Raw genomic sequence first — 24,625 nt, 5'->3', positions numbered from 1 at the left:
TCCTATTAGGCCTCACGGAGGCGGTCGAGTCTTCACCATGGGCGCCCACTCTGTGGAGACTTTCGCGCGTCGTTTACTCGGATGGGCTACCGCGAATCTCACCGTCGTGCCGGGGGTGCATGACGGAGAGCTAGAACCCGCAATTTTGCGAGTATTTATTCCACTGTTCAAACAGGTGCTGACCTGCGTATTTCCGGGCGTACCGCTGGATGGGTGAACCCTGCGTCGAGGTCCTGCTCGCGCATTGAATGAAAACGGCGCTAGCCGACGCGGCCCAGGTCGGGCGCGTCGATTCGACCCTCGGCGTGGAGGCCCAGGAACAGGTCCACCACGTCGGGGTCGAACAGCGTTCCCCGCCCGGCCCGCAGCACCGAGCGGGCCTCCTGCGCCGAGCGTGCCGGGCGGTGGGGGCGGTCGGCCAGCAGGGCCGCCCACACGTCGCACACCGCCACCACCCGCGCCTCCCACCGGATCGCCGTGCCCGACAACCCCTGCGGGTAGCCCGAACCGTCGTAACGCTCGTGGTGCTGCCTGATCGTCTGGGCCACCGCGAACAAGCCCGGCACGGTGTCCACCAGCCGGAACCCGTGTTCGGCGTGTTGGCGCACCACCGCCCACTCCTCGGCGTCCAGGGCCGCGGGCTTGAGCAGCACCGCGTCCGGCACGACGATCTTGCCCACGTCACGCAGCCGCCCGGCCAAGCCGGCCACCCGGATGCCGTGCTCGTCGTGCCCCAGCTCGGTCGCCAGCAGCCGCGCCCACCGGCCCACCGCGCGGCTGTCGTGCCGGGACCCCAGCCTCAGGTCCACCTGGTCGGCCATGCGGCACAGGTGGTCCACCGACGGCTGGTCGACCTCCTCCGCGCACACCACGGCCCGGTCCCGCCCGGCCACCTTCGCCGCGTACAGCGACCGGTCCGCCGCCGCGATCACCGCCGCCGGGTCGCCGCCGTGCTGCGGGTAGCACGCCGCGCCGACCGACACCGTCACGTCCAGCAGCACCGCGTCCGACGCCGCGATCGGGCTGCCCGCCACGCTCTCCCGCAGCCGCCGCGCGATCGACGCCAGCTCCGCCGGCCGCACCCCGGGCGCCAGCAGGGCGAACTCCTCACCGCCGTACCGCGCCACCACGTCACCGGCCCGCGCCGCCCGCCGCAACCGGTCCGCCACCTCCACCAGCACGCGGTCGCCCGCCGGGTGGCCGTGGCCGTCGTTGATGGACTTGAACCGGTCCACGTCGGCGATGAACACCCCGACCGACCCGGCGCCGCGCCGCGCCCGCTCCACCTCGATCGGCAGTTGCGCCACGAAGAACCGCCGGGTGTGCAGGCCGGTCAGGGCGTCGGTGATGGCCAGCCGCCGCTGGTCGGCGACCATCGCCGCGAGCCGGGCGATCACCAGCACGAACAGCATCGCGCACGCCGCCGCGATCACCGGGATGTCGTGGAAACCGCCGGTCACGTGCTGCAGCACCAGCATCGCCGGCGCGATCAGCGCCGCCCCGCACAGCGCCGCGATCCGGCCCCACCCCAGCACGTTCTCGCGCGCGGCGGTCGGCTCGGCCAGGCGCGCCATCGTCGGGTGCAGCGCCGCCGCGCCCAGGGCCAGGTTGCCGCCCAGCCAGATCGCGTCGAGGAAGTTGCCCGCCTTGTAGGTCCCGTTGAGCTGTTGCAGCACGTAGAGCGTGTCGGCGGTGAGGATCGCCAGCAGGTTCGCCGACAGCAGCGCGAACGACCCCGTCCGCCGCCCGGTGCCCAGGAACAGCCGCAGCGCCACCACGAACATCGCCAGGTCCATCACCGGGTAGCCCACCGAGGCCAGCGCCACCGGCAGCGGCTGGTCCAGCCGCGCCCGCGGACCGATCAGGTACAGCCACGACAGCATCGCCGCGACGACCGCGAGCACCGACGCGTCCAGCAGGCCGGGCAGGTCGCGGCCGGGGCTGCGGCGCCGGATCAGCAGCACCAGCGCCACCACGATCAACGGGTAGTGCCCGAGGTAGAACACGTCCGCCGCGGACGGGAAACCGGTCAGCCCCAACAGGTAGTGGTTGACGTAGAAGGTGCAGTCGGCCAGCGAGTACACCACCTGGCTCAACCCCAGCAGCAGCCACGGCACCCGCGCGCCCGCCCGGTTGCGCACCGCCGCCCACAGCACCACGACCGCCGCCGACGTGCTGGTCAGGCAGTACACGACGACCCGCGCGGCGACGCCGAACCCGTGGCGGGGGATCAGGTAGTACGCCACGATCGCGACCAGTCCGACCGTGAGGTAGCCGAGCCAGGCCCGGCCCGCTGCCGGGCGTGGGCCGTGCGCACTCATTATGTGAACTCCGCGGTGTCGCCTGCGTGGGGGTGGGCCTCCGGTCTGCGGCAGCGGCGTCCACCGGAGGCCGATCATGCCGCACCCGCACTCCGGCGGGAAACCCGGACCGGTGCTCCATTGGTGTTAAAAGGATTCAGCCGAGCGGGCCTCACTTTCGCGCACCGGGCGCAGCACCACCCGTCCGACGAGTTCGACCAGCAGCCCCGCCGCGAACCCGATCACCGCGCCGACCAGGAGGCGTTGCGGCGTCACGGCGAGCAGGAAGATCCCCGTGCCCAACGCGGGCACGGCCAGGATCAGCGCCGCGACCCCGGCCAGCCCCGCGAGCAGGGCGATCTTCCACCCGTTCAGCGGACGCGCGAGCAGCGACAACGTCCACAGCGACGCGATCAGCACGACCACCGTCGCGACCGTCTGCCCCGCGCCCCGCCCGCCGGCCGGCTCCAGGCCGCGGACCGCCAGGTCACCGGCGTAGGCCGCGAGCCCGATGACCGCGCCGGTCGGCACCGCGAACCGCAGCACCCGCCGCAGGAACCCCGGCACGTAGCGGCGGCGGTTGGGCGCCAGCGCCAGCACGAAGCCCGGGATGCCGATGGTGGTGGCCGAGATCAGCGTCAACTGGATCGGCGCGAGCGGGTAGGCCAGCGCCGTCGCCACCACGACCAGCGCCAGGACCAGCGAGTAGACGTTCTTGACCAGGAACAGGTTCGCGGCCCGCTCGATGTTGGCGATCACCCGCCGGCCCTCGGCGACCACGTCGGGCAGGTGCGCGAACCGGCTGTCCAGCAGCACCAACTGGGCCACCGCCCGGGTCGCCGCCGCGCCGTTGCCCATCGCCACCCCGATGTCGGCGTCCTTCAACGCCATCGCGTCGTTCACGCCGTCGCCGGTCATGGCCACGACGTGGCCTTCGCGTTGCAGCGCACCGACGATGGCCCGTTTCTGCTGGGGCGTGACCCGGCCGAAGACCACCTTGCGCTCCAACACGTCCGCCAGCGCGTCCGGGTCTTCGGGCAGGGTGCGGGCGTCCACGGCGTCGGTCGCGTGCCCGATCCCCGGCACGCCCACGGACACCGCCACCGCGCCCACGGTGCGCGGGTTGTCGCCGGAGATCACCTTCAGCGCCACGCCCTGCTCGGCGAAGTACCGCAGCGTGTCGGCCGCGTCGTCGCGGATGCGTTCGGCCAGCACGACCAGCGCGCGCGGCGTGAGGTCGGCGGGCAGCGTGGTGTCGGTGTGGTGGGCCGGTGTCGAGGCGAGCACCAGCACCCGCTTGCCCTCGCCCGCGATGTCCGCCGCCTCGCGCAGCAGGGGATCGTCGGCGCTGTCGGGGAAGACCATCTCCGGCGCGCCCAGCACCCAGGTGCCGTGGCCGTCCGCGCACACCGCCGACCACTTGCGCGCGGAGGAGAACGGGACGCCGCCGGTGCGCCGCCAGGTCGGGTCGGTGAACTCGTCGGCCAGCGCGGCGGAGGTGGCGTTGGCGTCGGGCGCGTTCGCGCACAGCGCCAGGGCCTCGCGCACGTCGTGCTCGTCCTCCGTGATCAGGCGGTCGAACACGATGTCGCCGTGGGTGAGGGTGCCGGTCTTGTCCAGGCACACGGTGTCCACGCGGGCCAGCACCTCGACCGCCGGGAGTTCCTGCACCAGCGTCTGCCGGCGGGCCAGCGACACGGCGGCGAGCATGAACGCGAGGCTGGTCAGCAGGACCAGGCCCTCGGGCACCATCCCGACCAGGCCCGCCACCGCGCCGGTCACCGCCTCCTGCCAGGTGTCGGTGTCCGGCGTCTCGAACTGGCTCCACAGCAGCAGCGGGCCGACCACGAGCATCAGCAGCGAGATCCACTTGAGCAGCTTGTTCGTGCCCTGCACCAGCTCCGAGCGCACGACGGTGAACCGCCGCGCCTCGGCGGCCAGCCGGGTGGCGTAGGCGTCCGCGCCGACCCCCGTGGCCACGAACCGCCCGCTGCCGGCGACCACGATCGAGCCGGAGCGGACCTCGTCGTCGGAGTCCTTGGCGACCGGGTCGGACTCGCCGGTGAGCAGGGACTCGTCGATCTCCAGGCCGTCGGAGGCGGTCAGCGTGCCGTCCGCGACGACCTGGTCCCCGGTGCGCAGTTCGATCAGGTCGTCGGCGACCACCTCGGCGACCTCGACCTCGGCGACCCGCCCTTCGCGCACGACGCGGGCGCGCGGGGCGTTGAGGACGGCGAGGCGGTCGAGGGTGCGTTTGGCGCGCAGCTCCTGGACCACGCCGATGGCCGTGTTGGCGACGATGACCAGGCCGAACAGGCCGTTCTGCCAGTGGCCGGTGAGCAGGACGAGCACGAAGAGGGTGGCCAGCAGGCCGTTGAACGGGGTGACGACGTTCGCGCGGACGATCTGCGCGGTGCTGCGACTGGTTCGCGCGCCGACGGCGTTCGTGCGGCCCGCGGCCACCCGTTCGGCGACCTGCGCGCGGGTCAGGCCGCCCGCGGTGACGAGCGTGTCGGACATCCCCACCTCCGCCGCCATCGTGCCCCGGAACCGCCGGGGCCGCCCGGTCAGCGCACGTCCACCACGACCGCGGCGGCGTTGTCCTCGGCGGCGACGGCGACCAGCGCGCGAGCGGCTTCCGCCGGGTCGGCGGCGCTGAGGGCGAGCCGTGTGACGGCTTGGTGGTCGGTGGTGCGGTGGACGCCGTTGGTGAGCAGGACCAGCCGACCCGGTCCGGCGCCGCGGACCACGCCGTGGCCGCCCTTGCGGGCGGTGGTGGTGACGACCAGGTCCATGCGCGGGTTGGCCTCGATGCCCCGGTCGCGCAGGTACCGGCCGATGGTGTGGTCGGTGGTCAGGAGGGTCGCGGGGCCGTGGTCGGGGAGGAAGTAGGCGCGGCAGTCGCCGACCCAGGCCACGGACCACTGGTGGGCGGTGCCGGCCGCGACCGCGAGCGTGGTGTCACCCGAGTGCTTTGGCGTGTGCGCCCGACCGACGTCGGGTGCGGGTGGCTGTGCGAGGCTGTCCCTGGCGGGGCGGGGGAGGGGAAGGGCGATGGGGTGGGTGGCCAGTTCGGCCTCGTGCAGGGCTCGGCGGACTTCCTCCATGGCCTCGGACACGCCGACGCGCCACGCGGCGTCCACTGCTTCGGCGGCGGCGAAGCGGGCGGCGGTGGCGGCGGCTTCGGTGTCGCCGATGCCGTCCGCGACGGCGACGGCGAACGCGACGGGGCAGGAGGTGGTGCGGGTGGTGGCGTTCGGGAAGGGCGAGGTGGCGGCAGCGGCCCGGGCGGCGTCGGCCCAGGCAGCGGGGGCGGTCCTGACTGCGGCGGCGTCGGCGGCCACGTGTCGTGCGCCTCGGGCGGTGGCCCAGCCGGCGGTGGGCAGGGCTGTGGGTGGCAGGGCTGTGGGTGGCAGGACGGTCATGGCGGGCCTCCGGAGTCCAGAGACGGGTGTCCACCTCCGATGATCCGGGCCGAGCCTGAGGGTGGCCTGTGATTCCTGGGGTAGTGGTCACGATAACTTCAGTGTTGACTGAAAGTTGCTCTCTCGCCCCGAACCACTTGACCGGGCGACCGCCGGACCACTACGGCTGAGGACATGCGACCACTGCTCGCGGCGGCGACGGCCGTGCTCCTCGGCGCTCAACCCGTCCACGCCCACGACGTGCGCCTGGACCTCGACGCGGCGACCATCCCGCAGCTCGTCCGCCGGCTCGACGCGGGCACCCTGACCTCGGTCCAGCTGACGTTGGCGTACCTGCGCCGCATCCACACCGTCGACCGCAAGGTCCGCTCGGTCGTCGCCGTCGACCCGACCGCACTGCGCCAGGCGGCGGAGAGCGACCGGCGGCGGCGGGACGGTCGGGCGCGCGGTCCGATGGACGGCATCCCGGTGCTGCTGAAGGACAACATCGACACGCGTGGTCTGGCGACGACGGCCGGCTCGCGGGCGTTGCGGGTGCCGCCGCGGGACGACGCCGAGCTGGTGACGCGGTTGCGTGACGCGGGCGCGGTCGTGTTGGGCAAGACGAACCTGTCGGAGTGGGCGAACTTCCGGTCCACGAACTCGACGTCGGGTTGGTCGGCGGTGGGCGGTCAGACGAACAGCCCGTACGTGCTGGACCGGAACCCGTGCGGGTCGTCGTCGGGGTCGGGCGCGGCGGTGGCGGCGTCGTTGGCGCAGGTGGCGGTGGGGACGGAGACGGACGGGTCGATCGTGTGCCCGGCGGGGGCGAACGGGATCGTGGGGCTGAAGCCGTCGCTGGGGGTGGTGAGCGCGGACGGGATCGTGCCGATCTCGTCGCACCAGGACACGGCGGGGCCGATGGCGCGGCACGTGGTGGACGCGGCGATCCTGATGTCGGTGCTGGACCGGCGGGAGGTGTCCTACGAGCTGAGGCCGGGGGCGTTGAGCGGGGCGCGGGTCGGGGTGTGGCGGCAGGCGGGGAAGAGCGCCGAGGCGGACCGGGTGGTGGCGTCGGCGGTGGAGGTGCTGCGGCGGGCCGGCGCGGTGGTGGTCGAGGTGGAGTTGCCGTACCAGGAGGAGATCGGGGCGGCGGAGTTCCCGGCGTTGCTGTCGGAGTTCCGGCACGAGCTGGAGGGGTACCTGGCGACGCGGGTGGGCGCGCCGCGGACGTTGGGGGAGTTGATCGCGTTCAACGAGCGTGATCCGGTGGAGCTGAGCCGGTTCGGGCAGGAGTTGTTCCTGATGGCGCGGGATGCGCCGCCGGTGACCGATCCGGGGTATGTGGAGCAGCGGCGGACGGCGACGGCGTTGGCGAAGCGGTCGATCGACGAGGTGATGGCGGAGCACGGCTTGGACGTGATCGTGTCGCCGACGAACTCGCCGGCGTGGGAGACGGATTACGCGGAGGGGGACGCGTTCGTGCTGGGGTCTTCGTCGCCGGCGGCGGTGTCGGGGTACCCGAACGTGACGGTGCCGGCGGGGTTCGCGGGTGCGTTGCCCGTGGGGTTGTCGTTCATGGCCGGGCATGGGGCGGACGCCAGGGTCTTGAGCTTCGCCGCCGCCTTCGAGTCCGCTTCTGCGTCCCGCAGGCCGCCGTCTTACCTGCCGGGCGCTTCGCTCTCTTGAGCAGACGCGCTGACGCGCTCTCAAGATCAAAAGCGGGCTTGGGAGGTCCCCGGGGGAGGAAGGGCGTCGGTCTTCCCCCGCACAACCTGCCAGAGGCAACCACGGATACCCGGGTCGCGCAAGGACAAATGGCTCGTTCCTCGCAATTTCCCCTTGCGCGACCCGGGTATCCGTGGTCGGGCTGCGCCCAGGTCGCACGGGGGAAGACCGAGGCCCTTCCTTTGGCTGGGCAGCCAAAGGAAGCCGCAGCTTGGCGGGGTGGTTGCGTGTTGCCGGGCGGTCAGGGGTGGTGCTCGATGTAGATGGCTGAGGTGAATTCGGGGCTGTCGCCTTGGCGGTGGCAGCGGTAGTAGGTGTGGTAGGTGCCGTGGGGGGCGGTGAAGGTGTTGGGTGGGTAGGGGCGTTTGTATTCCTCTACTGCGTATGGGGTCAGGTGGGGGCGGCGGGCCAGTAGGTACAGCTCGGGTGGGGTCCAGTGGTCCCAGGCCGTTTCCAGGTCGGTGATGGGTGGGGCGGTGAGGGCCAGGTCGTCGTGGTAGCCGGTCTGGATCACCAGCATGGCCATGACGTCGGTCTGGTGGTCGGCGAAGGCGGTGACCAGGGTGGTGAAGTGGTCCAGGGCGCGGGGGATCGCGTCGGCTTCGGTGTAGGTGTCGTCCAGGTCGTCGGTGTGGATGGACTCGAAGCCGTGGGTGTGGAAGTGCGGGCTGCGCAGGGCGGTGGCCAGCCAGGTCCGGATCATGGGGTGGTCCAGCGCCAGACGAGTGGGGGTCGGCCGCCTTGGGGGAGGGCGGCGGCGTGTTGGGTGGTGCGTTCCAGGCCGGGGACGCGGTCCATCGTGCGGCCCAGGTTGGCGGGGTAGGGGCGGTCGCCGGTCAGGGCTTCGGTGACGTCCAGGGCGTGGGCCGTGGTGAATTCGCGGCCCAGGAGGCCGGCGGTGAAGGTGGGGTCGCGCCAGAGCTTGTCGGCCAGGATCGGGCGGCAGTCGGTGACGATGCGGTTGTGGTCGAACGCCAAGGCCGGGACGTCGGACAGGCGGGTCCAGGTGGGGCCGGAGGCCGAAGCGGCCGGGTCGAGGGTGGCCCAGAGGGCGATGGACAGGGTGGGGCCGCGGGGGTCTCGGGACGGTTCGTCGAACGTCGCGAGTTGGCCGGTGGCCGTCACCTCCGGCAGGCCGAGCTTGGTGGTGACGGCTCGGTGGGCGGCGTCGCGCAGGCGTTCTCCCTTGCCCAGCAGGACACCGGGCAGTGCCGGTTCGCCGGCGAACGGGTCGAACGCGCGTGGCGCGATCGCCAGCAGGACGGTGTGGGCCTCGGCGTCGAAGCGGAGGGTGAGGACGTCCACCGACACCAGGGTCGATTCGATGCGCGGCGCGTTCATGGTTGCCCAGCCTAGGCGGGGGTGGGGGTGCGGACGTTGTAGGCGGTGCGGTCGGGGCCGTGGCCGGTGACTTCGACTGGGATGTCGAGGTGGTCGAACCAGTCGGGGGTGAAGGGTTCCAGCACGGGGGTGCATGCCCGCAGGTGGCGGGAGTCGGTGGTGGGCAGGGTCGTGGTGGGGCCGGTGGGGGAGTGGTAGGCGGTGGCCAGGTGGGTGGCGGGGGTGTCCTGGTGGGTCACGGCGAGGGCGTCGGGGCGGGCGCACGCGAGGGCGTGGCGGAACAGGACCGCGTCGAAGTGGCCGGTGCGCCATGCGCCTTGGTAGACGCCGGTGTCGTTGTGGAGTTCGGGGAACGGCAGGGTGTTGTCCTCGGTGGGGAACGGGCCCGCGCCGTGGCGGGTGTGGTAGGTCCGGGTGACGCCGAGGACTCGGGCGGGGCGTCCGCGGAGGAGGTCGAGGGCGTTGCGCGGGGTGGTGGTGGACCAGGTGGTGTGGGGGTGGAAGCCGTGGGTTTCGTCCAGCAGCACGCCTTGTGCGCCTTCGAAGACGAGGCGGCCGGTGTCGGCCAAAGCGCCCACGTGGTCGCCTTCGACGATGCGGACGGCGTCGGCGAAGGCGGTGTAGAGGTGGATCAGGTCGTCCACGTGGGTGCCGGCGCCGATGAGCGGTTCGTAGAAGCGGGCGAGGGTGTCGAGTTTGCGGCGCAGGAGGGTGGGGTTGCGGCAGTCGCCGACGGTGGGGGCGGGGCCGGGGTGGCCCAGGACTTCCTGGTGTTCCACGGTCTCGCCGGGGTGGTGGCCGGTCAGGAGGGAGTACCAGACGGTTTCGCCGATGCCCTTGCCGCACGAGCCGTGCCGATTGTCGCCGCGGGCGTCTTCGCGGGCGCGGTTGGCGGCGATGTGCAGGGGGGTGGTGAGCAGGGCGTCGGCGTGGACGGTGAGCAGGGCCAGCGGGTCGGGGACGCCGAGGGCGGCCAGTTCGCGGGTTTCGGTGGCCAGGGCGACGGGTTCGACCAGGACGTGCCGGGAGAGGTGGGTCGGCACGCCCGCGAGCGTGCCGGACCCGTACTGGCTGAAGGTGTGGTGGCGGCCGTCGGCGACGACGTTGTGGGCGGCCTGGGCGCCGCCGTTGAAGCGGACGACGGTGGTGACCGGTCCGCGGGCGCACAGGGCGTCCACCACCGCTCCCTTGCCCTCGTCGCCGAAGCCCAGGCCGACCACGATCACGTGCGGTGTCATGCGAGGGTGACGTCGTCGGGGCCGTCGAGGTCGTCGGGCGCGCCGGAGGTGGCGACGGCGCGCGACCCGACCTGGACCAGGGCCTTGCCGACGGCGCGGCTCTCGGCGGCGGAGCCGACCTCGGCGAGGTCGACCATGGCCTGGTCGAGGTCCACGACGCGTTCCTCCAGGCCGATGGTGGCGGCGATCAGCTCGCACACCGCGCCGGGGTCGTCGAGCTTGAGGAAGTGCTGGCCGAGCAGGCCGCGCCAGTGGTCGGCGATGTCGGGGTCGTCGTAGTAGTGGGACTGGTTGGGCAGCACGAAGTAGACGTGCCACTTGCGGGCCAGTTCGCGGTAGACGGAGGCGGGGTCGATGTCCTGGTGGACGTCGTCGCCGATGAGGCGGCGGATGTGGCGGGCTTCGAGGCGGGGCTTGTTGAGTTCGTCGCCGATGAGGAACAGGTAGCCCTTGCGTCCGCGCTTCTCCCAGGCGTCGGTGGTGACGTGGCGGGCGATGAAGTAGGCGGCGAGTTCGTAGGACTCGCTCTTCTGGCCGCCGCCGTTGCCTTCGAGGAAGATGGTGCGCAGTTGTTCGTCCATGCGGTTGTCGGATTCGAACTGGCCGACTTGGAGGGGGACGCGGTCGCTGTCGGCGTCGCCGATGCCGCCGAAGAGGATCTGGGGGTCGGTGAGGTAGCCCTTGCGTTGCAGGAGGCCGTGCAGTTTGCCGAGCTTGCGCTGCATGATCTTGGGCACCTGGCCCATGGAGCCGGTGACGTCGAACAGCACGGCGATGGGGGTCGAGTCGGCGTGGTCGGGTGAGTCGCGGCATTCGCGGACGGTGACGCGGTACGGGTCGAGGGTGGGGTCGGCCTTCCACTTGTCGCGGGGGCCGGACTTGAGCTTGGCGGTGTAGCCGAAGTCGTCCAGGCCCTTGGCGGCGCGGAAGGTGCGGGCGGCGGCGTAGGCGTTGTCGTCCCAGCGTCCGTGTCCCATGGTCAGGCTCCTCGTCGGGGGAGGGCGAAGGGTCGGAACACCCTTGCGCCGTAGGTGTCTTCCAGGAGTTGGTCGTACTCGTCGAGCAGGTCGGCGGCCTCGGGGCGGGCCGCCGGGTCGGGTTGTGTGCAGCCGCGGGCGAAGGTGCGTTGCCGTTTTTCGTTGTGCGCCAGCACGTCGAGCATGAGTCGGTGTGCCATGTGGACGTCGGTGGCGGGGGTGAGCGGTTGCTTGCGGGTGACTTCGGGTGGGTAGGTGGTGGTGCGGTCGGTGGCGAGGGCGGGTTGGCCGGGTTCGACGGCGAAGGACCAGCCGACCAGGACGATGCCGTGTTGTTCGGGGTGGACCAGGACGTTGTCGGTGGTGACCGCGCCGTGGACGAGTCCGGCTTTGTGGGCGCCGGCGAGGGCGCGCAGGAGTCGGCGGTGCATCCAGGCGTAGTCGCGGCCGTCGAGTCCGTTCGGGTTGGCGGCCTTGACCTCGGTCAGGGTGGCGAATCCGTCGATGAGGGGTTCGAGGACGGTGAAGGCGCGTTGGCCGCGTTCGATGTCTCCGGTGTCGTGGAGGGCGGGGTAGTAGGGCTTGAGCCAGCGGTGGTGGTCGGTGAAGCGGTCGAGGGTGCGCAGGGCGTGCCACTCGGCGTGCAGGAGCGGGTTGAGCTTGGGGTTGCGGGCGAGTTTGACGACGTGGCGGCCGGTGGTGCGGTAGAGGTTGGCGACGCTGCCGACGGCGTGCGGGTCGGTGAGGCGGTAGGTGCCGCGGGTGGTGCGCAGGGTGACGGGTTCGGCGTGGCGCCAGTCGTGGTAGAGGCGGGTGAGGTCGGCCGAGGCGCGGTGGGCGCGGGTGTCGTCGGGGGCGACGCGGTCGGGGTGCAGGGCGCCGGCGAGGGCGCGGTAGAGGCGTTTGGCTTCGGCTCGGCGGTCGGGGGCGGGTGGTCCGAACAGGCGGGCGGGGCTGGCTCCTTCGACTCGGTGGAGTGCCTCTTCCCTCGTGAACATGGTTTGAGTCTAACTGACTCAAACCTGTGTGGCAACCGTCGGCCGACCGGCCGGGTGGCATGTGCTTTCCTGAACCGGGAGGGAAGACCTTGTCGTTGCGTGCGCGTGTGGTGCTGGTCGTGGTCGCCTTGGTGGCGTCGTCGGTGGTGACCGGCGCGGCGTCCACGCGGTCGCGCTGCGCGGGTCTGGTGGGGGTGCTGCCCGGCGCGGTGGTCACCGACGCCGCCCTGGTCGCCGCCTCCGACACCGAGGGGGAGCACTGCGACGTGCGGGGCCTGGTCGCCCCGCGCATCCGGTTCCACCTCAAGCTGCCCACCGACTACTCCGGCCGCTACCTGCAACTGGGCTGCGGCGGGTTCTGCGGCGAACTGGCCCCGCCCACCCCGCGCGCGTGCGGGACGGTGCCCGGCGACCTGGCCGTGGCCACCACCGACGACGGCCACACCGGCGCCGGCGACGTGCCCTCGGTCGACGCGAGCTGGGCGGGCGACCGGCAGGCCCGTGACGACTGGCAGTTCCGCGCGCCGCACGTCGTGTCGCGCACCGCCAAGGACGTCATCGCCCGCTACTACGGCGCGCCGCCCACCTTCTCCTACTTCTCCGGCTGCTCCGGCGGCGGCCGGGAAGCGCTGCTGCTGGCCCAGCGCCACCCCGAGGCGTTCGACGGCATCGCCGCCGGCGCGCCCGCCGTCCAGCTCTCGGCGTTGATCGTCCACCAGGCGTGGCTGGCCCGCGTCACCACCGACCCGCGCGGCAACCCGGTCCTCACCGCCGACCGGCTGCCCGGCCTGCACGCCGCCGTCCTGGCCCGCTGCGACCACCTCGACGGCCTGACCGACGGCCAACTCGACGACCCGCGCGCCTGCGACTTCGACCCGGCCGCCCTGCTGTGCCCGGCAGGCGGCGCGGCGTGCCTGACCCCGGCGCAGGTCGAGGCCGTCCGCAAGCTCTACGACGGCCCCCGCACCCCCGACGGGCAGCGCCTCCACCCGGCGGGCCAGGCGCGCGGCTCGGAACTGGCGTGGAACCGCTGGATCGTCCCCACCGCCGAGGGCGCGCTCGCCGCCCGGCTCGCCGACCAGTACCTGCGCCACCTCGCCCACCCGCTCGGCGCGCCGCACACCACCCTGGCCGACTTCCGCTTCACCGCCGCCGAGTTCCACCGCCTGACCGCGGAAGGCCTGCGCGCCAACGCGATGAGCACCGACCTGACCGCGTTCCACCGCGCCGGCGGCAAACTGCTGATGTGGCACGGGTGGGGCGACGAGGCCATCCCCGCCGCCGGCCTGCTGGACTACCACGCCCGCCTGACCGCCCGGTACCCGCGAGGCCTGTCCGACTGGGCGAGGGTGTTCATGGTGCCGTCGCTGCACCACTGCGGCCGGGGCGAGACCCTCACCTCGTTCGACCCGCTGCCCGACCTGATCCGCTGGACCGAGCACGGCGCCGCCCCCGACCGGATCACCGCCCACGGCCACGCCCCGAACGGCACCCCGCGCTCCCGCCCGGTCTTCCCGTACCCGCTGCGCGCGACCTACGACGGCACCGGCAGCACCGACGACGCCGCCAACTTCACCCCCACCCCACCGGCGACGCCGCCCCGGGACGCCGTGGACTGGCTCGGCGCCCACCTGCACCGCCTGCCCGGACCCGTGGGGTAGCGTCCCGGCCCGTGCTCAGCCGCGTCACCGTCGCACCCCTGTACGCGGCGGGGTTCGTCACCGCGTTCGGCGCGCACGGCATCGCCGCCGGCCTCGGCGGCTACACCAACGCCTCCCTGCTCACCCTGGGCCTGCTGCTCGCGGTCTACGACGGCGCGGAGATCGTGCTCAAACCCGTCTTCGGGTCGCTGGCCGACCGCGTCGGGCCGCGCCCGGTCCTGCTGGGCGGCCTGATCGCCTTCACCCTGGCCTCCGCCGCGTTCGTGGTCGCCGGCGACCCGGCCGCCGTGGGCGTGGCCCGCCTGGCGCAGGGCGCCGCCGCCGCGGCGTTCTCCCCGGCCGCGAGCGCGATGGTGGCCCGCCTGACCCCGCAGGCCCGCCACGGCCGCGCGTTCGGCGGGTACGGCGCGTGGAAGGGCCTGGGTCACACGCTGGGCCCGGTCCTGGGCGGCGTCCTGATCCACTTCGGCGGCTACCCGGCGCTGTTCGCCGCCCTGGCCGCGTTGGCGCTGCTCGTCGCGGTGTGGGCGGCGATCACCGTCCCGGCCGTCCCGCCCCTGCCCCGCACCCGCCAGACGCTCGGGGACCTGGCCCGCCGCCTGACGCACCCCGGTTTCCTGCGCCCCACCGCCGCCCTCGCCGCCACCACCGCCGCGCTCGCGGTCGGCGTCGGCTTCCTCCCGGTCCAGGCGGCGAGCCACGGCCCGCTGGTCTCCGGCCTGGCGGTGTCCGCGATGGCCGCCGCCGCGGCCCTCGTCCAGCCCCTGGTCGGCAGGCTGCGCGACCAGGGCCGCGTCCGGGACACCGCCGGCATGGCCACCGGGCTGCTCGTCGCCGCCGCCGGGTACGCGGCAGCCGCCGCCTTCACCGGCCCGGTGGCGCTGTTCGCCGCCGCGCTCGCGATCGGCGCGGGCGCGGGTGCGGCGACCCCGTTGGGGTTCGCCGCCCTGGCCGCCGCGACCCCGCCCGAACGCCTCGGCCAGACCATGGGCAGCGCCGAGGTGGGCCGCGAGGTCGGCGACGCCGGCGGCCCGCTGCTGGTCGGGGCGATCGCCACCGCCACCACCCTCGGCGGCGGCCTGCTCGCGCTGACCGCGACCCTGGCGGCGGCGGCCGTGGCGATCATCCCCGGGAGCGGGAAGGCTCAGAACGGGTAGTGCGCGTGCTGCGTGGCCAGCGTGATCCACCGCGTCGTGGTGAACGCCTCCACGCCCCACCGCCCGCCGAACCGCCCGTACCCGCTCGCGCCCACCCCGCCGAACGGCGCCTGCGGCTCGTCACCCACCGACTGGTCGTTGACGTGCACGATCCCCGTGCGCACCCGCCGCGCCAACACCAACCCGCGCGTCCCGTTCTCCGTCAGGATCCCGCAGGTCAACCCGTGCTCGGTGGCGTTGGCCAGCGCCACCGCCTCCTCGTCGGAGGAGAACACCTCCACCGCGCACACCGGCCCGAACGCCTCCCCGGCGTAGACCTCCATCGCCGGCGTCACCCCGGTCAACACCGTCGCCGGGTGCACCGCCCCCTCCGGCTCGCCGCCGCCCACCAGCACCGACGCGCCCTTGGCCCGCGCGTCCGCCACCAGCGCCGCGACCCGCGACGCCGCCGCCGCGTTCACCAACGGCCCGATCACCGTCTCCGGCTCCCGCGGATCACCGTGGGGCAGCGCGGCCACCCGCTCCACGAACCGCGCCGTGAACTCCGCCGCCAGCGACGAGTGCACCAGCACCCGGTCCCCGGACATGCAGATCTGCCCGGAGTTCATGAACACCCCGAACACCGCCGCGTCCACCGCGTGCGACAGGTCCGCGTCGTCCAGCACGATGATCGCGTTCTTCCCACCCAGCTCCAACACCGCCGGCTTCAGGCAGGAGGCGGCCAGCCCGCCGACGACCCGCCCCACCCCGGTGGACCCGGTGAAGTTGACCACCCGCACCCGCGGGTCGCGGATCAACGCCTCGCCGACCGCCGCCGCGTCCTCCGGCGCGTTGGTCACCACGTTGAGCACCCCGGGCGGCAGACCCGCGTCGCGCAGCACGTCCGCCAGGAACAACCCCGACGCCAACGGCGCTTCCTCGCTCGGCTTGAGCACCACGGTGTTGCCCGCCGCCACCGGCGCCGCGAACGCCCGCGTCCCCAGGATCAGCGGCGCGTTCCACGGCGCGAACGCCGCCACCACCCCCACCGGCTCGCGCACCGCGAGCCCCAACGCCCCCGGCTCCTCGGCGCTGAGCACGTCACCCAGCGGCGCGGTCACCGACGCCGCCGCCTCCCGCAGGACGTTCGCCGCCAGGAACACGTTGAACCGCGCCCACCGCTGCGTCCCGCCCACCTCCGAGGCCATCAGCTCCACCGCCGCGTCGGCCCGCTGCTCCAGCAGGTCCGCCGCGTCCAGCAGGATGCGCCGCCGCGCGAACGGCCCCACCGCCGCCCACGCCGGGAACGCCCGGTCCGCCGCGGCCACGGCCGCCGCCACGTCCTCGGGCCCGGCCGCCGCGACCGTCGCGTAGACCTCCCCGGTGTAGGGGGAGGTGTCGTCGACGGTGCGGCCGGACGCGGCGGGGACTTCGTCGCCGCCGATCAGCAGGGTGCGGTGGATGGTCATGGCTGCGCCTCCTGACCAAGGCAGGGGTTGGTCGGTGCGTCGAGCCTAGGCACAACGACCGGGGCGTGGTTGTGCCAATGTGTACGCCGTTTGGCCGTGCGTGCACGGATCTTCAGCCCTGACAACTGTCAAAAAGGGCTACGGGCAGCCCGCCAGCACCCGCTCCAACGCCGCCCGTTCGGAAGCCCGCACGCTCAACCCGTACGCCGCCTTCACCCCCACGTAGATCCGCGCGTACGGGCAGGCGTACCCGGCGTTGGGCGGCAGCCACTCGTCCGGCGTGCGATCACCCTTCTCCCGGTTCACCTTCCCCTGGGTGGCGACCAGGTTGCGCAGGTCGTTGGCCGCCTGCACGCGCCGCTCCGGCGGCCACCCCGACGCGCCGCTGCGCCACATCTCCGCCAACGGCACCACGTGGTCGATCTGCACCTTGGACACGCTGGTCACGGTCTGCCCGGTGTAGGGGTCGTGCAGCGTCCCCTCCTCCACCGCGCACCGCCCCTCTTTGCGCACCACCCCCACCAGGTCCCGCGCCAGCACCTGGCTGCGCTGGTCGCACCCGTCACCGTCCACATCGGACCACGGCCGGCCGAACACGCACGCCGCCCCGTTGTCGCAGTCGCGCACGTACCCGTCCATCCCGCCGGGTTCGGCCACCGCCAACGCGCCCAGCTGCACCCGCGCGGTCGCGGTGTCCACCGTGCCCTCCGGCACCTTGTCGACCGGTGTGCTCGCACCGGGCGCGAACGCGCACCCGGACACCAACAGCAGCGCCAACACCGCATACCGGGACACGGGCACCTCCAAGGACTCCTGCCCGTGAGGTACCCGCGCCCCGGAACCGGCCTAACGGCCCCGACCGGCGCAACGCCGTGCGCCGGTCAGCCGATCACCTGCCCTGCAACGACTTCACGTTGCGCCCGAACGACCAGCCCTTGGACCCGTCCCAGTTGATCGACCAGGTCATCAGGCCCTTGAGCTGCCCGCTGTAGGTGTTCCAGGCCTGTGCGACCGATCCGGTGGACATGTACCCGCCGCCCGCGCCGGGTTGCGCCGGCAGCCCCGGCGCCTGCTTGTCGAACGGCACCCGGATCGTGGTGCCCTGCACGACCAGGCCCTTGTTCAGGCAGTTGGTCTGCGCGGTGAAGCCCTGCACGGTGCCCGCCTGGTACGAGTCGCCCGAGCAGCCGTACATGGAACCGTTGTAGTACTGCATGTTCAACCACCACAGGCGGCCGTTGTCCGCGTACTTCTTGATGATCGGCAGGTACGCGCCCCAGATCGACCCGTACACCACGCTGCCGCCGGTCACGTACGCCGTCTCCGGCGCCATGGTCAGGCCGAAGTTCGACGGCATCCGCGCCAGCACCCCGTCGATGATCCGGATCAGGTTGGCCTGCGACGCCGACAGCGTGTTGATGTTGCCGGTGCCCACCAGGCCGGTCTCGATGTCGACGTCGATGCCGTCGAAGTTGTAGCGCTGCAGGATCGGCACGATCGTGTTGACGAACCGGTCCGCCACCGCCGCCGAGGACAGGTCGATGCCCGCCGCCGCGCCGCCGATCGACATCAGGATCGTCGCGCCGGCCGCCTTCGCCGCGCACATCTCCGCCGGCGTCGCGACCTTCACGTCCACGTCCATGCCGTCCTCCCACAGCACCGTGCCGTCGGAGCGGATCACCGGGAACGCCGCGTTGATCACGTTGTAGCCGTTGGCCGCGATCCGGCTGTCGGTGATGGGGATCCAGCCCAGCGGCGGGTGCACGCCGTTCTTCGCGCCGTCCCAGTTCTCCCAGTAGCCCTGCAACACCTTCCCGGTGGGCCGGGACTTCACCGCGCACACGTCCGCCGCCTGCGCCACGGCGCTGGTCGGGGCCAGGGCGCTGGTCAGGGGAAGGGCCAGCAACGCCGCCGCCGCGACGGCGAGCAGCCTCTTGATCCGATGGGTCATCTTCGCCACTCCAATCCCGACGGGCCGGGTCCGCAGGGCCGTCCCGCCGGAGTCGTGTTCCTGGCGAGGTCCGTCGGCAGGGCGGTGACAGGGCCGCGCGAGCCGGCCGCGCGCAGGGACGTCGGGGACGACAGCGTCCCGGACGTGGGTGTCCTGGGCAGCGCAACGAACCTCCGGGGTTCTCGCTCACTGGCCCCCGGCGGGGGTGCCGCCGGTTTGCGCCGCCAGAAGTGATCTATCGGAAACCTCATGGAAGCAGCCGGTTCGAGCGGGCCACAACCCGACGATCGGAGGAACCTCTGGTAGGACGGGCGGCATGGGTGAGATCGCGGTGGTCGGGAGCGGGGTGATCGGCCTGACCTGCGCGCTGCGGCTCGCGGGGGAGGGGCACCGGGTCGAGGTGGTGGCGGCGTCCCCGCCGCGGGACACCGTGTCCGCGGTGGCGGGTGGGCTGTGGTTCCCGTACCGGGCCGCGCCGGCCGACGCCGTGCTGCGCTGGGGCCGGGTCTCGCTGCGCCGCTTCGACGAACTCGCCCGCGACCCGTCGAGCGGCGTGCACTGGCGTCCCGGCGCGGTCCTGCACCGCACCCCCGACCCCGACCTGTCCTGGACCGCCGCCGTCCCCGACCACCGCCCCGCCACCGCCCTGCCCGACGGCGTCCTGTCCGGTGTCGAGTGCACGCTGCCCGTCGCGTCCATGCCCACCTACCTGCCGTGGCTGGTCCGGCAGTGCACGGCGGCCGGGGTGACGTTCCGCCAGGCAGAGATCGACGACCTCGGTGTCCTGCCCCAGCCCACCGTCGTCGTGGCCGCCGGTCTGCGCTCCGGCCCGCTGGTCGGCGACGACGGGCTGGTCCCCGTGCGCGGCCAGGTGGTCCGGCTGGCCAACCCGGGCCTGCACCGGTGGCTCATCGACGACGACAACCCCGCCGGCCTGACCTACGTGATCCCGCGCGGCGACCACGTCGTCTGCGGCGGCACCGCCGACGAGGGAGCCACCGACCCCACCCCGTCCCCCGAGGTTGAACACGCCATCCTCGACCGGGTCCGGGCCCTGGTGCCCGAGCTGCGGGACGCGCCCGTGGTGTCCCGGGCGGTCGGGCTGCGGCCGGCGCGGTCCGCCGTGCGCGTGGACCGCGTCGAACGTGCCGGCAAGGCGGTCGTGTCGTGCTACGGCCACGGCGGGTCCGGGGTGACCCTGTCCTGGGGGTGCGCGGAGGACGTGGTGCGGCTGATCGGTTCGTGACCCCGGTTCGCGAGTCCGTTTGTGACCGGGTCGGCGCGGGCAACTCGTGGGTTACCGTTTTTCCACGCGGAGAGGGGGTGAGCGGACGTGGGATCCGGTGGCGTGGTGGCCGCGGCGGCGCTGGCGGGCGCGGTGGCGGCCGGTGCCGGCGGCCTGTCCGCACCCGACGACGAGCCGTGGCAGGCGCTGGGCCTGGAGGTGGTCGACCGGGCCACCCAGGACGACTCCGACTGCGTGTCCCACTCCTTCGGCCAGGTCCGCGACCTGCTGACCACCACCCCGTGCGTCTCGCTGACCCGGCTGCTGATGACCGTCCGCGACGACCGGGGCACGCTGATCGCGGTGTCCGTGGCGTGGGTGCGGTTCGAACGCCCCGAGGTGGCGGCCGAGTGGAAACGCGTGGAGGACATCCACGGCACCGGTGACATCACCCCGCTGTCCCCGTCCCTGCTCCAGCTCGACCCCATCACCTTCACCGCCCACCACTACGACTCGCAACAACTGGACACGACCGTCGTGGTCGCCGAGTCGGAACCGGTGAAGGGCGAACCCACCCCGGAACTGCTCAAGGACGTGGCCAAAGTCGCCGTCCGCACCCCGCACCCCTGACACCGGTTGCCGGATCGGCAAGAAATGTGGCACTCCGGCGCGGCCCCGGTGCACAGTGCGGCCATGACGACTGCCGAAGAGTTCTGGGAGACCTTCTACCAAGACCGCGACCAGGTGTGGAGCGGCAAGGTGAACCCGCTGTTGGAGCGCGAGGTGCGGGACCTGGAACCCGGCACCGCGCTCGACCTCGGGTGCGCCGAGGGCGGGGACGCCATCTGGCTGGCCCGGCGCGGCTGGCGGGTCACCGGCGTGGACATCTCCGCCACCGCCCTGGCCCGCGCCGCCGCCCGCGCCGAGCAGGCCGGGGTCGAGATCGCCTTCGAACGCCACGACCTGGCCGAGACCTTCCCCGCGGGCCGGTTCGACCTGGTCTCCGCCCAGTTCCTGCACTCGCCCGTCGAACGCGACGGCGAGCGCGACACCGTGCTCAGGCGCGCCAAGGACGCCGTGGCCCCGGGCGGGGTGCTGGTCGTGGGCGGGCACGCCGGGTGGCCGACCTGGCAGCACGACCACCCGCACCAGGACCACCGCTTCCCGACCACCGCCGACGTGCTCGCCGCCCTCGACCTGGACCAGGACTGGGTGGTGGAGACCGACGACGTGGTCGAGCGCGAGCACAACAGCCCCGACGGCGAGCCCGGCACCCGCACCGACAACGTCGTCCGCGTCCGCCGCCTCCGATAACCGGCCAGCGCGCGACAGCCGGCCAGCGTCCGACAGCCGGTCAGCGCGCGACGGCGCGGCTCAGCGCGAGCGGGCGCGCAGGTGGGCCCGCTCGCCCTGCTGGCCGAACAGGGTCAGCAACTCCACCGGGTTGCGGTCGGCGGCGTCGAAGAAGTGCGGCACGTGCGTGTCGAACTCCGCCGCCTCGCCCGGCTTGAGCACCAGGTCCTGCTCGCCCAGGTAGAGCCGGAGCTTGCCGTCCAGCACGTACATCCACTCGTAGCCCTCGTGCACGCGCAACTCCGGCTCGACGTGCGACCGCACTCCCGGGATGATCATCTTGAACGCCTGGAGCCCGCCCGCGCGCCGGGTCAGCGGGATGATCGTCCGCCCGCCGCGCCGCACCGGCTTGAGGTGCACGCGCGGGTCGCCGGTGTCGGGCGCGCCGACCAGCTCATCCAGCGGCACGCCGTGGGCGCGGGCCAGCGGCAGCAGCAGTTCCAGGTTGGCCCGCCGCTGCCCGCTCTCCAGCCGCGACAGCGTGCTCTCGGAGATGCCGGTCTGGGCGGACAGGTCGGCCAGCGTCACCTCGCGCTGCTTGCGGATCGCCCGCAGCCGCGGCCCGACCGCCTTGAGCACGTCGTCGAAGTCGTCCACCGCTCCATCTTGCCGAACCGGCAACCGCCCGGCAAACGGGGTCAGTTGCGGCCGGCGTGGTCGGGCAGCCGCACCACCGACAGCCGCCGGACCTCCTCCCGCAACGCCCGGACCTCCTGGAGCACCTGCTGGTCGGGCGAGTCCGCGTCGGACTCCATCGCGCTGCACACCACCGCGATGAACAGGTTCAGCATGGTGAACGTCCCCACCAGCAGGTAGCCCACGAAGAAGATCCACGCCAGCGGCTGGGTGACCATCAGGTCGCGCATCATGTCCGACCACCCGTCGCCGGTGGTGATCTGGAACAGCGTCAGCAGGGTGGACCCGAGGTCGGCGAACCGCGGGTCCCCGCTCGCGGTGAACAGGTTGTGCGCGATCACCGCCCCCACGTACAGCAACAGCAGCAGCAACCCGGTCAACGACACCAACCCCGGCACCGACCGGACCAGCGCGCTGACCACCCGCCGCATGCTCGGCACCACCGACACCAGCCGCAGCGCACGCAGGATGCGCAGCGACCGCACCACCGACAGCGGTCCCGCCGCCGGCAGCAGCGACACCCCGACCACGACGAAGTCGAAGCAGTTCCACGGGTCGCGGAAGAACCGCGCCCGGTGCGCGTAGAGCCGCGCCGCCAGTTCCACGACGAAGATCGCCAGCGCGACGTGGTCGATCGAGGTCAACAGCCCGCCGTAGGAGGCCACCAGCGACGGCGAGGTCTCGCACCCCAGCGCGATCGCGTTGACCACGATCACCGCGATGACCACCTGCCGGCAGCGCCTGCCGTCCACGACCTCGGCGACCCGTTCGCGCAACGCCATCCGAAACACTCCTCGCCCAGTGGGTGTGGCAAGGACGTGCATCGGCGGACCGGCCGGCGCGCTTGAGCCGGTTCACCTGGCCGGGTGATCAACTCGGCGCGGCTCCCCGCCGTGGGAGGAGCCGCGCCGAGCGGGTCAGAACGCCACGCGCAGCGACGCCAGGCGGCGGGACGCGACCTGGGTGGCCACCCAGTCCACCTTGTCGTAGGCCGGGCGCAGGTCCGGGACCTGTTCGCGCAGCACCGTGAAGCACACGTCGGCCTCCATGCGGGCCAGCGCCGCGCCCAGGCAGTAGAACGAGCCCAGGCCGAACGCCGTGTGCCGGTTGGGGGTGCGCGTGATGTCGAACCTGTCCGGGTCGGCGAACACCTCCGGGTCGCGGTTGCCGGCCAGCATCGCCAGGTAGACGTTCTTGCCGGCCGGGATCTCCTGGCCGGAGAACTCGACGGGTTCGGCGGTGACGCGGATGATCACGCTGGCCGGGCCGTCGCAGCGCAGCATCTCCTCGACGGCGCTCGCCATCAGCCCGGGCTCGCGCTTGAGCAGCTCGAACTGGTCGGGGTTCTCGAACAGCAGCACCAGGCCGTTGGCGATGAGGTTCGCGGTGGTCTCGTGGCCCGCGAACAGCAGCAGCACGCAGTTGGCGACGATCTCGTCCTCGTTGACCACGCCCTCGGCCTCGGCGGCGACGAACATGCTGATCAGGTCGTCGCGCGGGTCGGCGCGGCGGGCCGCCACCAGGCCGCGGACGTAGTCCTGCATCTCCAGGACGCTGCGCTGGCACCGGCGCAGCGCGTCCATGTCGGCGGGGGCGAACAGGGCGAGGATGTCCTTGGACCACGCCTGCAACTGCTCGCGCTCGTCGGTGGGCATGCCCAGCATCTCGGCGATCACGTTGGCGGGCAACGGGTAGGCGAGGTCGCGGACGACGTCCATGCCGCCCTGGTCCTTGACCGCGGCGACGAGTTCCCCGGCCAGCTCGCGGACGCGGGGGCGCAGCTTGTTCACCGTCGAGGGGGTGAAGTAGCGCTTGAGGAGCTGTTGGAAGCGGAGGTGGTCGGTCTCGTTGGTGTGGCCCATCCACAGCTGCACGGACTGCCAGACGGGGGCCAGCTCGTCGCGTTCTTCCTGGCTCAGCCGGTCCAGGCCCTGTCCCATGTTGGCGGGGACCAGCCTGCGGTCCTTGAGGGCGGCGACGATGTCGGCGTGGCGGGTCAGCAGGTAGCCGTGGAGGGGCTCGGCCCAGAAGACCGGGCTGTGCGTGCGGAGTTGGTGCAGGACGGGGTGCGGGTCGGCGATCAGGTCGGGGGTGAACAGGTCGGGCGGCGCGATGGCTGAATCGCTCATGTCCGCAGTCTCCTCCGACCCCGCCGGCCGGGGGTGCGGTCCAGACGAGGGATTCGCCGCGCATCCGGAGTAACCCGAGCGCGATTCACGTCTCGTCGGGCGGCTCGTCGCCGTCGCGGTCGGCCCACTCCAGCAGCGGCTCCAACGAGAACACCGCGTCGTCGATGCCCGCGTGCAGGTCGCCCAGCTCGGCGAAGCGGGCGGGGACGGTGGCGATGGTGCAGTCGCGCGGGTCCACGTCGTCGATCTCGTCCCAGCGGATCGGGGTGGACACCGTCGCCTCGGGGTTGCCGCGCACCGAGTAGGCCGCGGCGATCGTGTGGTCGCGGGCGTTCTGGTTGTAGTCGACGAACAGGTCCTTCGGGTCCCGGTCCCGCCGCCACCACGTCGTGGTCACGTCGTCGGGCGCGCGCCGCTCGACCTCCCGCGCGAACGCCAACGCGGCCCGCCGCACGTCGGAGAACCCCCACTCGGGCTTGATCCGCACGTAGATGTGCAGGCCGCGCCCGCCGGAGGTCTTGGGCCACCCGACCGCGCCGAGTTCGTCGAGCACTTCGTGGGCGACGTGCGCGACCCGTTGGACGCGGGAGAACGGGCAGTCCGGCATGGGATCGAGGTCGATGCGCCACTCGTCGGGCTTCTCGGTGTCGGCGCGGCGGGAGTTCCAGGGGTGGAACTCGACGGTGGACATCTGCACGGCCCACACCACGTCCGCCACGTCGGTGACGCACAGCTCGTCGGCGTGCCGGTTGTACCGGGGGAAGTGCACCCGGACCGTCTGGACCCACGGCGGAGCCCCCGACGGCAACCGCTTCTGGTGCACCTTCTCGCCGGTGACCCCGGACGGGAACCGGTGCAGCATGCAGGGGCGTTCCCGCAAGGCGCGCACGATCCCGTCCCCGACGGAGAGGTAGTAGCGGGCCAGGTCGAGCTTGGTCTCGCCGCGGGCGGGGAAGTACACGCGCTCGGGGTTGGAGATCCGCACGGTGCGGTCCCCGACCTCCAACTCGACGGCAGGCGACTGGCCCATGCGCCGAACCTAACCCGAAACCCCCACCCGCACAGCCCGCCGACCCCCA

The 24,625-nt window shown here is 72.8% G+C and carries 21 protein-coding genes; 6 read left to right on the top strand and 15 right to left on the bottom strand.

What is annotated here, in order from left to right; genetic code table 11:
* Positions 1-260: 260 nt before the first annotated feature.
* The 3 genes from ABD126_RS10740 to ABD126_RS10730 all read right to left on the bottom strand — a co-directional run bounded on the left by ABD126_RS10740 (position 261) and on the right by ABD126_RS10730 (position 5,725).
* Positions 261-2,321 carry a bifunctional diguanylate cyclase/phosphohydrolase gene (locus ABD126_RS10740; RefSeq protein WP_343933583.1) on the bottom strand — a complete coding sequence of 687 codons (2,061 nt, stop codon included), beginning with the start codon at positions 2,319-2,321 and terminating at the stop codon, positions 261-263.
* A gap of 126 nt (positions 2,322-2,447) precedes the next feature.
* Positions 2,448-4,820 (bottom strand): HAD-IC family P-type ATPase, encoded by a 2,373-nt coding sequence (locus ABD126_RS10735; RefSeq protein ID WP_343933582.1) that lies wholly within the window; start codon positions 4,818-4,820, stop codon positions 2,448-2,450.
* Between the two features lie 47 nt (positions 4,821-4,867).
* Positions 4,868-5,725, bottom strand: a complete 858-nt coding sequence (locus tag ABD126_RS10730; RefSeq protein WP_343933581.1) for a protein phosphatase 2C domain-containing protein — start codon at positions 5,723-5,725, stop codon at positions 4,868-4,870.
* Positions 5,726-5,899: 174 nt separating this feature from the next.
* Between ABD126_RS10730 and ABD126_RS10725 the strand changes: the two genes are divergently transcribed.
* Positions 5,900-7,393 carry an amidase gene (locus ABD126_RS10725; protein ID WP_343933580.1) on the top strand — a complete coding sequence of 498 codons (1,494 nt, stop codon included), beginning with the start codon at positions 5,900-5,902 and terminating at the stop codon, positions 7,391-7,393.
* 280 nt (positions 7,394-7,673) lie between these two features.
* On the opposite strand, the gene ABD126_RS10720 is transcribed toward ABD126_RS10725, so the two are convergent.
* From ABD126_RS10720 to ABD126_RS10700, 5 genes are read right to left on the bottom strand one after another with little or no spacing between them, the layout of a single operon-like run.
* On the bottom strand, positions 7,674-8,135 hold the full coding sequence (locus tag ABD126_RS10720) for a hypothetical protein (protein WP_343933578.1): 462 nt from the start codon (positions 8,133-8,135) through the stop codon (positions 7,674-7,676).
* A complete protein-coding gene (locus tag ABD126_RS10715) occupies positions 8,132-8,773 on the bottom strand; it encodes an NUDIX hydrolase (protein WP_343933577.1) in 642 nt (213 codons plus the stop codon). Before ABD126_RS10715 ends, ABD126_RS10720 begins: the two co-directional genes overlap by 4 nt.
* Before the next feature lie 11 nt (positions 8,774-8,784).
* Positions 8,785-10,011, bottom strand: a complete 1,227-nt coding sequence (locus tag ABD126_RS10710; protein ID WP_343933576.1) for an adenylosuccinate synthetase — start codon at positions 10,009-10,011, stop codon at positions 8,785-8,787.
* Positions 10,008-10,988 carry a hypothetical protein gene (locus tag ABD126_RS10705; protein WP_343933574.1) on the bottom strand — a complete coding sequence of 327 codons (981 nt, stop codon included), beginning with the start codon at positions 10,986-10,988 and terminating at the stop codon, positions 10,008-10,010. Before ABD126_RS10705 ends, ABD126_RS10710 begins: the two co-directional genes overlap by 4 nt.
* Before the next feature lie 2 nt (positions 10,989-10,990).
* Positions 10,991-11,986: a serine/threonine-protein kinase gene (locus ABD126_RS10700; protein ID WP_343933573.1), complete on the bottom strand. Its 996-nt coding sequence runs from the start codon at positions 11,984-11,986 to the stop codon at positions 10,991-10,993.
* A 95-nt stretch (positions 11,987-12,081) separates the two neighbouring features.
* On the opposite strand from ABD126_RS10700, the gene ABD126_RS10695 reads away from it, so the two are divergent.
* Both ABD126_RS10695 and ABD126_RS10690 read left to right on the top strand, forming a co-directional pair.
* Entirely contained in the window at positions 12,082-13,647 is a 1,566-nt protein-coding gene (locus ABD126_RS10695) for a tannase/feruloyl esterase family alpha/beta hydrolase (protein ID WP_343933572.1), read from the top strand.
* 11 nt (positions 13,648-13,658) lie between these two features.
* Positions 13,659-14,804, top strand: a complete 1,146-nt coding sequence (locus ABD126_RS10690; RefSeq protein ID WP_343933571.1) for an MFS transporter — start codon at positions 13,659-13,661, stop codon at positions 14,802-14,804.
* On the opposite strand, the gene ABD126_RS10685 is transcribed toward ABD126_RS10690, so the two are convergent.
* The 3 genes from ABD126_RS10685 to ABD126_RS10675 all read right to left on the bottom strand — a co-directional run bounded on the left by ABD126_RS10685 (position 14,792) and on the right by ABD126_RS10675 (position 18,203).
* Positions 14,792-16,252, bottom strand: coding sequence for an aldehyde dehydrogenase family protein (locus ABD126_RS10685; RefSeq protein WP_343933570.1), 1,461 nt, complete (start codon positions 16,250-16,252; stop codon positions 14,792-14,794). The genes ABD126_RS10690 and ABD126_RS10685 overlap by 13 nt on opposite strands.
* Positions 16,253-16,390: 138 nt before the next feature.
* Positions 16,391-17,047, bottom strand: a complete 657-nt coding sequence (locus ABD126_RS10680; RefSeq protein WP_343933569.1) for an HNH endonuclease family protein — start codon at positions 17,045-17,047, stop codon at positions 16,391-16,393.
* Positions 17,048-17,141: 94 nt separating this feature from the next.
* Positions 17,142-18,203, bottom strand: a complete 1,062-nt coding sequence (locus ABD126_RS10675) for a chitinase (protein ID WP_343933568.1) — start codon at positions 18,201-18,203, stop codon at positions 17,142-17,144.
* Between the two features lie 316 nt (positions 18,204-18,519).
* Between ABD126_RS10675 and ABD126_RS10670 the strand changes: the two genes are divergently transcribed.
* The 3 genes from ABD126_RS10670 to ABD126_RS10660 all read left to right on the top strand — a co-directional run bounded on the left by ABD126_RS10670 (position 18,520) and on the right by ABD126_RS10660 (position 20,742).
* On the top strand, positions 18,520-19,449 hold the full coding sequence (locus tag ABD126_RS10670; protein WP_343933567.1) for an NAD(P)/FAD-dependent oxidoreductase: 930 nt from the start codon (positions 18,520-18,522) through the stop codon (positions 19,447-19,449).
* A gap of 87 nt (positions 19,450-19,536) precedes the next feature.
* Positions 19,537-20,058 carry a hypothetical protein gene (locus tag ABD126_RS10665; RefSeq protein WP_343933566.1) on the top strand — a complete coding sequence of 174 codons (522 nt, stop codon included), beginning with the start codon at positions 19,537-19,539 and terminating at the stop codon, positions 20,056-20,058.
* A gap of 63 nt (positions 20,059-20,121) precedes the next feature.
* Entirely contained in the window at positions 20,122-20,742 is a 621-nt protein-coding gene (locus ABD126_RS10660; RefSeq protein WP_343933565.1) for a class I SAM-dependent methyltransferase, read from the top strand.
* 60 nt (positions 20,743-20,802) lie between these two features.
* Here the strand turns inward: ABD126_RS10660 and ABD126_RS10655 are convergent, their stop codons facing one another.
* The 4 genes from ABD126_RS10655 to ligD form a co-directional block, all read right to left on the bottom strand.
* Positions 20,803-21,378 carry a helix-turn-helix domain-containing protein gene (locus ABD126_RS10655; RefSeq protein ID WP_343933564.1) on the bottom strand — a complete coding sequence of 192 codons (576 nt, stop codon included), beginning with the start codon at positions 21,376-21,378 and terminating at the stop codon, positions 20,803-20,805.
* A gap of 41 nt (positions 21,379-21,419) precedes the next feature.
* Entirely contained in the window at positions 21,420-22,199 is a 780-nt protein-coding gene (locus ABD126_RS10650) for an ion transporter (RefSeq protein ID WP_343933563.1), read from the bottom strand.
* Positions 22,200-22,334: 135 nt separating this feature from the next.
* Positions 22,335-23,546 carry a cytochrome P450 gene (locus tag ABD126_RS10645; RefSeq protein WP_343933562.1) on the bottom strand — a complete coding sequence of 404 codons (1,212 nt, stop codon included), beginning with the start codon at positions 23,544-23,546 and terminating at the stop codon, positions 22,335-22,337.
* A gap of 85 nt (positions 23,547-23,631) precedes the next feature.
* Positions 23,632-24,576 (bottom strand): non-homologous end-joining DNA ligase, encoded by a 945-nt coding sequence (ligD, locus tag ABD126_RS10640; protein ID WP_343933561.1) that lies wholly within the window; start codon positions 24,574-24,576, stop codon positions 23,632-23,634.
* Positions 24,577-24,625: the final 49 nt, after the last annotated feature.

Source organism: Saccharothrix mutabilis subsp. mutabilis (assembly GCF_039521145.1).
Lineage (GTDB): Bacteria > Actinomycetota > Actinomycetes > Mycobacteriales > Pseudonocardiaceae > Actinosynnema > Actinosynnema mutabilis.
Note: the sequence above shows the minus strand (reverse complement) of the source record. Positions and strands in the feature narration are given on the sequence as shown.

Excerpts from the sequence above, each read along its gene's own strand:
- ABD126_RS10740 (WP_343933583.1), bottom strand. The coding sequence starts at position 2,321 with ATGAGTGCGCACGGCCCACGCCCGGCAGCGGGCCGGGCCTGGCTCGGC.
- ABD126_RS10735 (WP_343933582.1), bottom strand. The coding sequence starts at position 4,820 with ATGTCCGACACGCTCGTCACCGCGGGCGGCCTGACCCGCGCGCAGGTC.
- ABD126_RS10730 (WP_343933581.1), bottom strand. The coding sequence starts at position 5,725 with ATGACCGTCCTGCCACCCACAGCCCTGCCACCCACAGCCCTGCCCACC.
- ABD126_RS10725 (WP_343933580.1), top strand. The coding sequence starts at position 5,900 with ATGCGACCACTGCTCGCGGCGGCGACGGCCGTGCTCCTCGGCGCTCAA.
- ABD126_RS10720 (WP_343933578.1), bottom strand. The coding sequence starts at position 8,135 with ATGATCCGGACCTGGCTGGCCACCGCCCTGCGCAGCCCGCACTTCCAC.
- ABD126_RS10715 (WP_343933577.1), bottom strand. The coding sequence starts at position 8,773 with ATGAACGCGCCGCGCATCGAATCGACCCTGGTGTCGGTGGACGTCCTC.
- ABD126_RS10710 (WP_343933576.1), bottom strand. The coding sequence starts at position 10,011 with ATGACACCGCACGTGATCGTGGTCGGCCTGGGCTTCGGCGACGAGGGC.
- ABD126_RS10705 (WP_343933574.1), bottom strand. The coding sequence starts at position 10,988 with ATGGGACACGGACGCTGGGACGACAACGCCTACGCCGCCGCCCGCACC.
- ABD126_RS10700 (WP_343933573.1), bottom strand. The coding sequence starts at position 11,986 with ATGTTCACGAGGGAAGAGGCACTCCACCGAGTCGAAGGAGCCAGCCCC.
- ABD126_RS10685 (WP_343933570.1), bottom strand. The coding sequence starts at position 16,252 with ATGACCATCCACCGCACCCTGCTGATCGGCGGCGACGAAGTCCCCGCC.
- ABD126_RS10675 (WP_343933568.1), bottom strand. The coding sequence starts at position 18,203 with ATGACCCATCGGATCAAGAGGCTGCTCGCCGTCGCGGCGGCGGCGTTG.
- ABD126_RS10670 (WP_343933567.1), top strand. The coding sequence starts at position 18,520 with ATGGGTGAGATCGCGGTGGTCGGGAGCGGGGTGATCGGCCTGACCTGC.
- ABD126_RS10660 (WP_343933565.1), top strand. The coding sequence starts at position 20,122 with ATGACGACTGCCGAAGAGTTCTGGGAGACCTTCTACCAAGACCGCGAC.
- ABD126_RS10650 (WP_343933563.1), bottom strand. The coding sequence starts at position 22,199 with ATGGCGTTGCGCGAACGGGTCGCCGAGGTCGTGGACGGCAGGCGCTGC.
- ABD126_RS10645 (WP_343933562.1), bottom strand. The coding sequence starts at position 23,546 with ATGAGCGATTCAGCCATCGCGCCGCCCGACCTGTTCACCCCCGACCTG.
- ligD (WP_343933561.1), bottom strand. The coding sequence starts at position 24,576 with ATGGGCCAGTCGCCTGCCGTCGAGTTGGAGGTCGGGGACCGCACCGTG.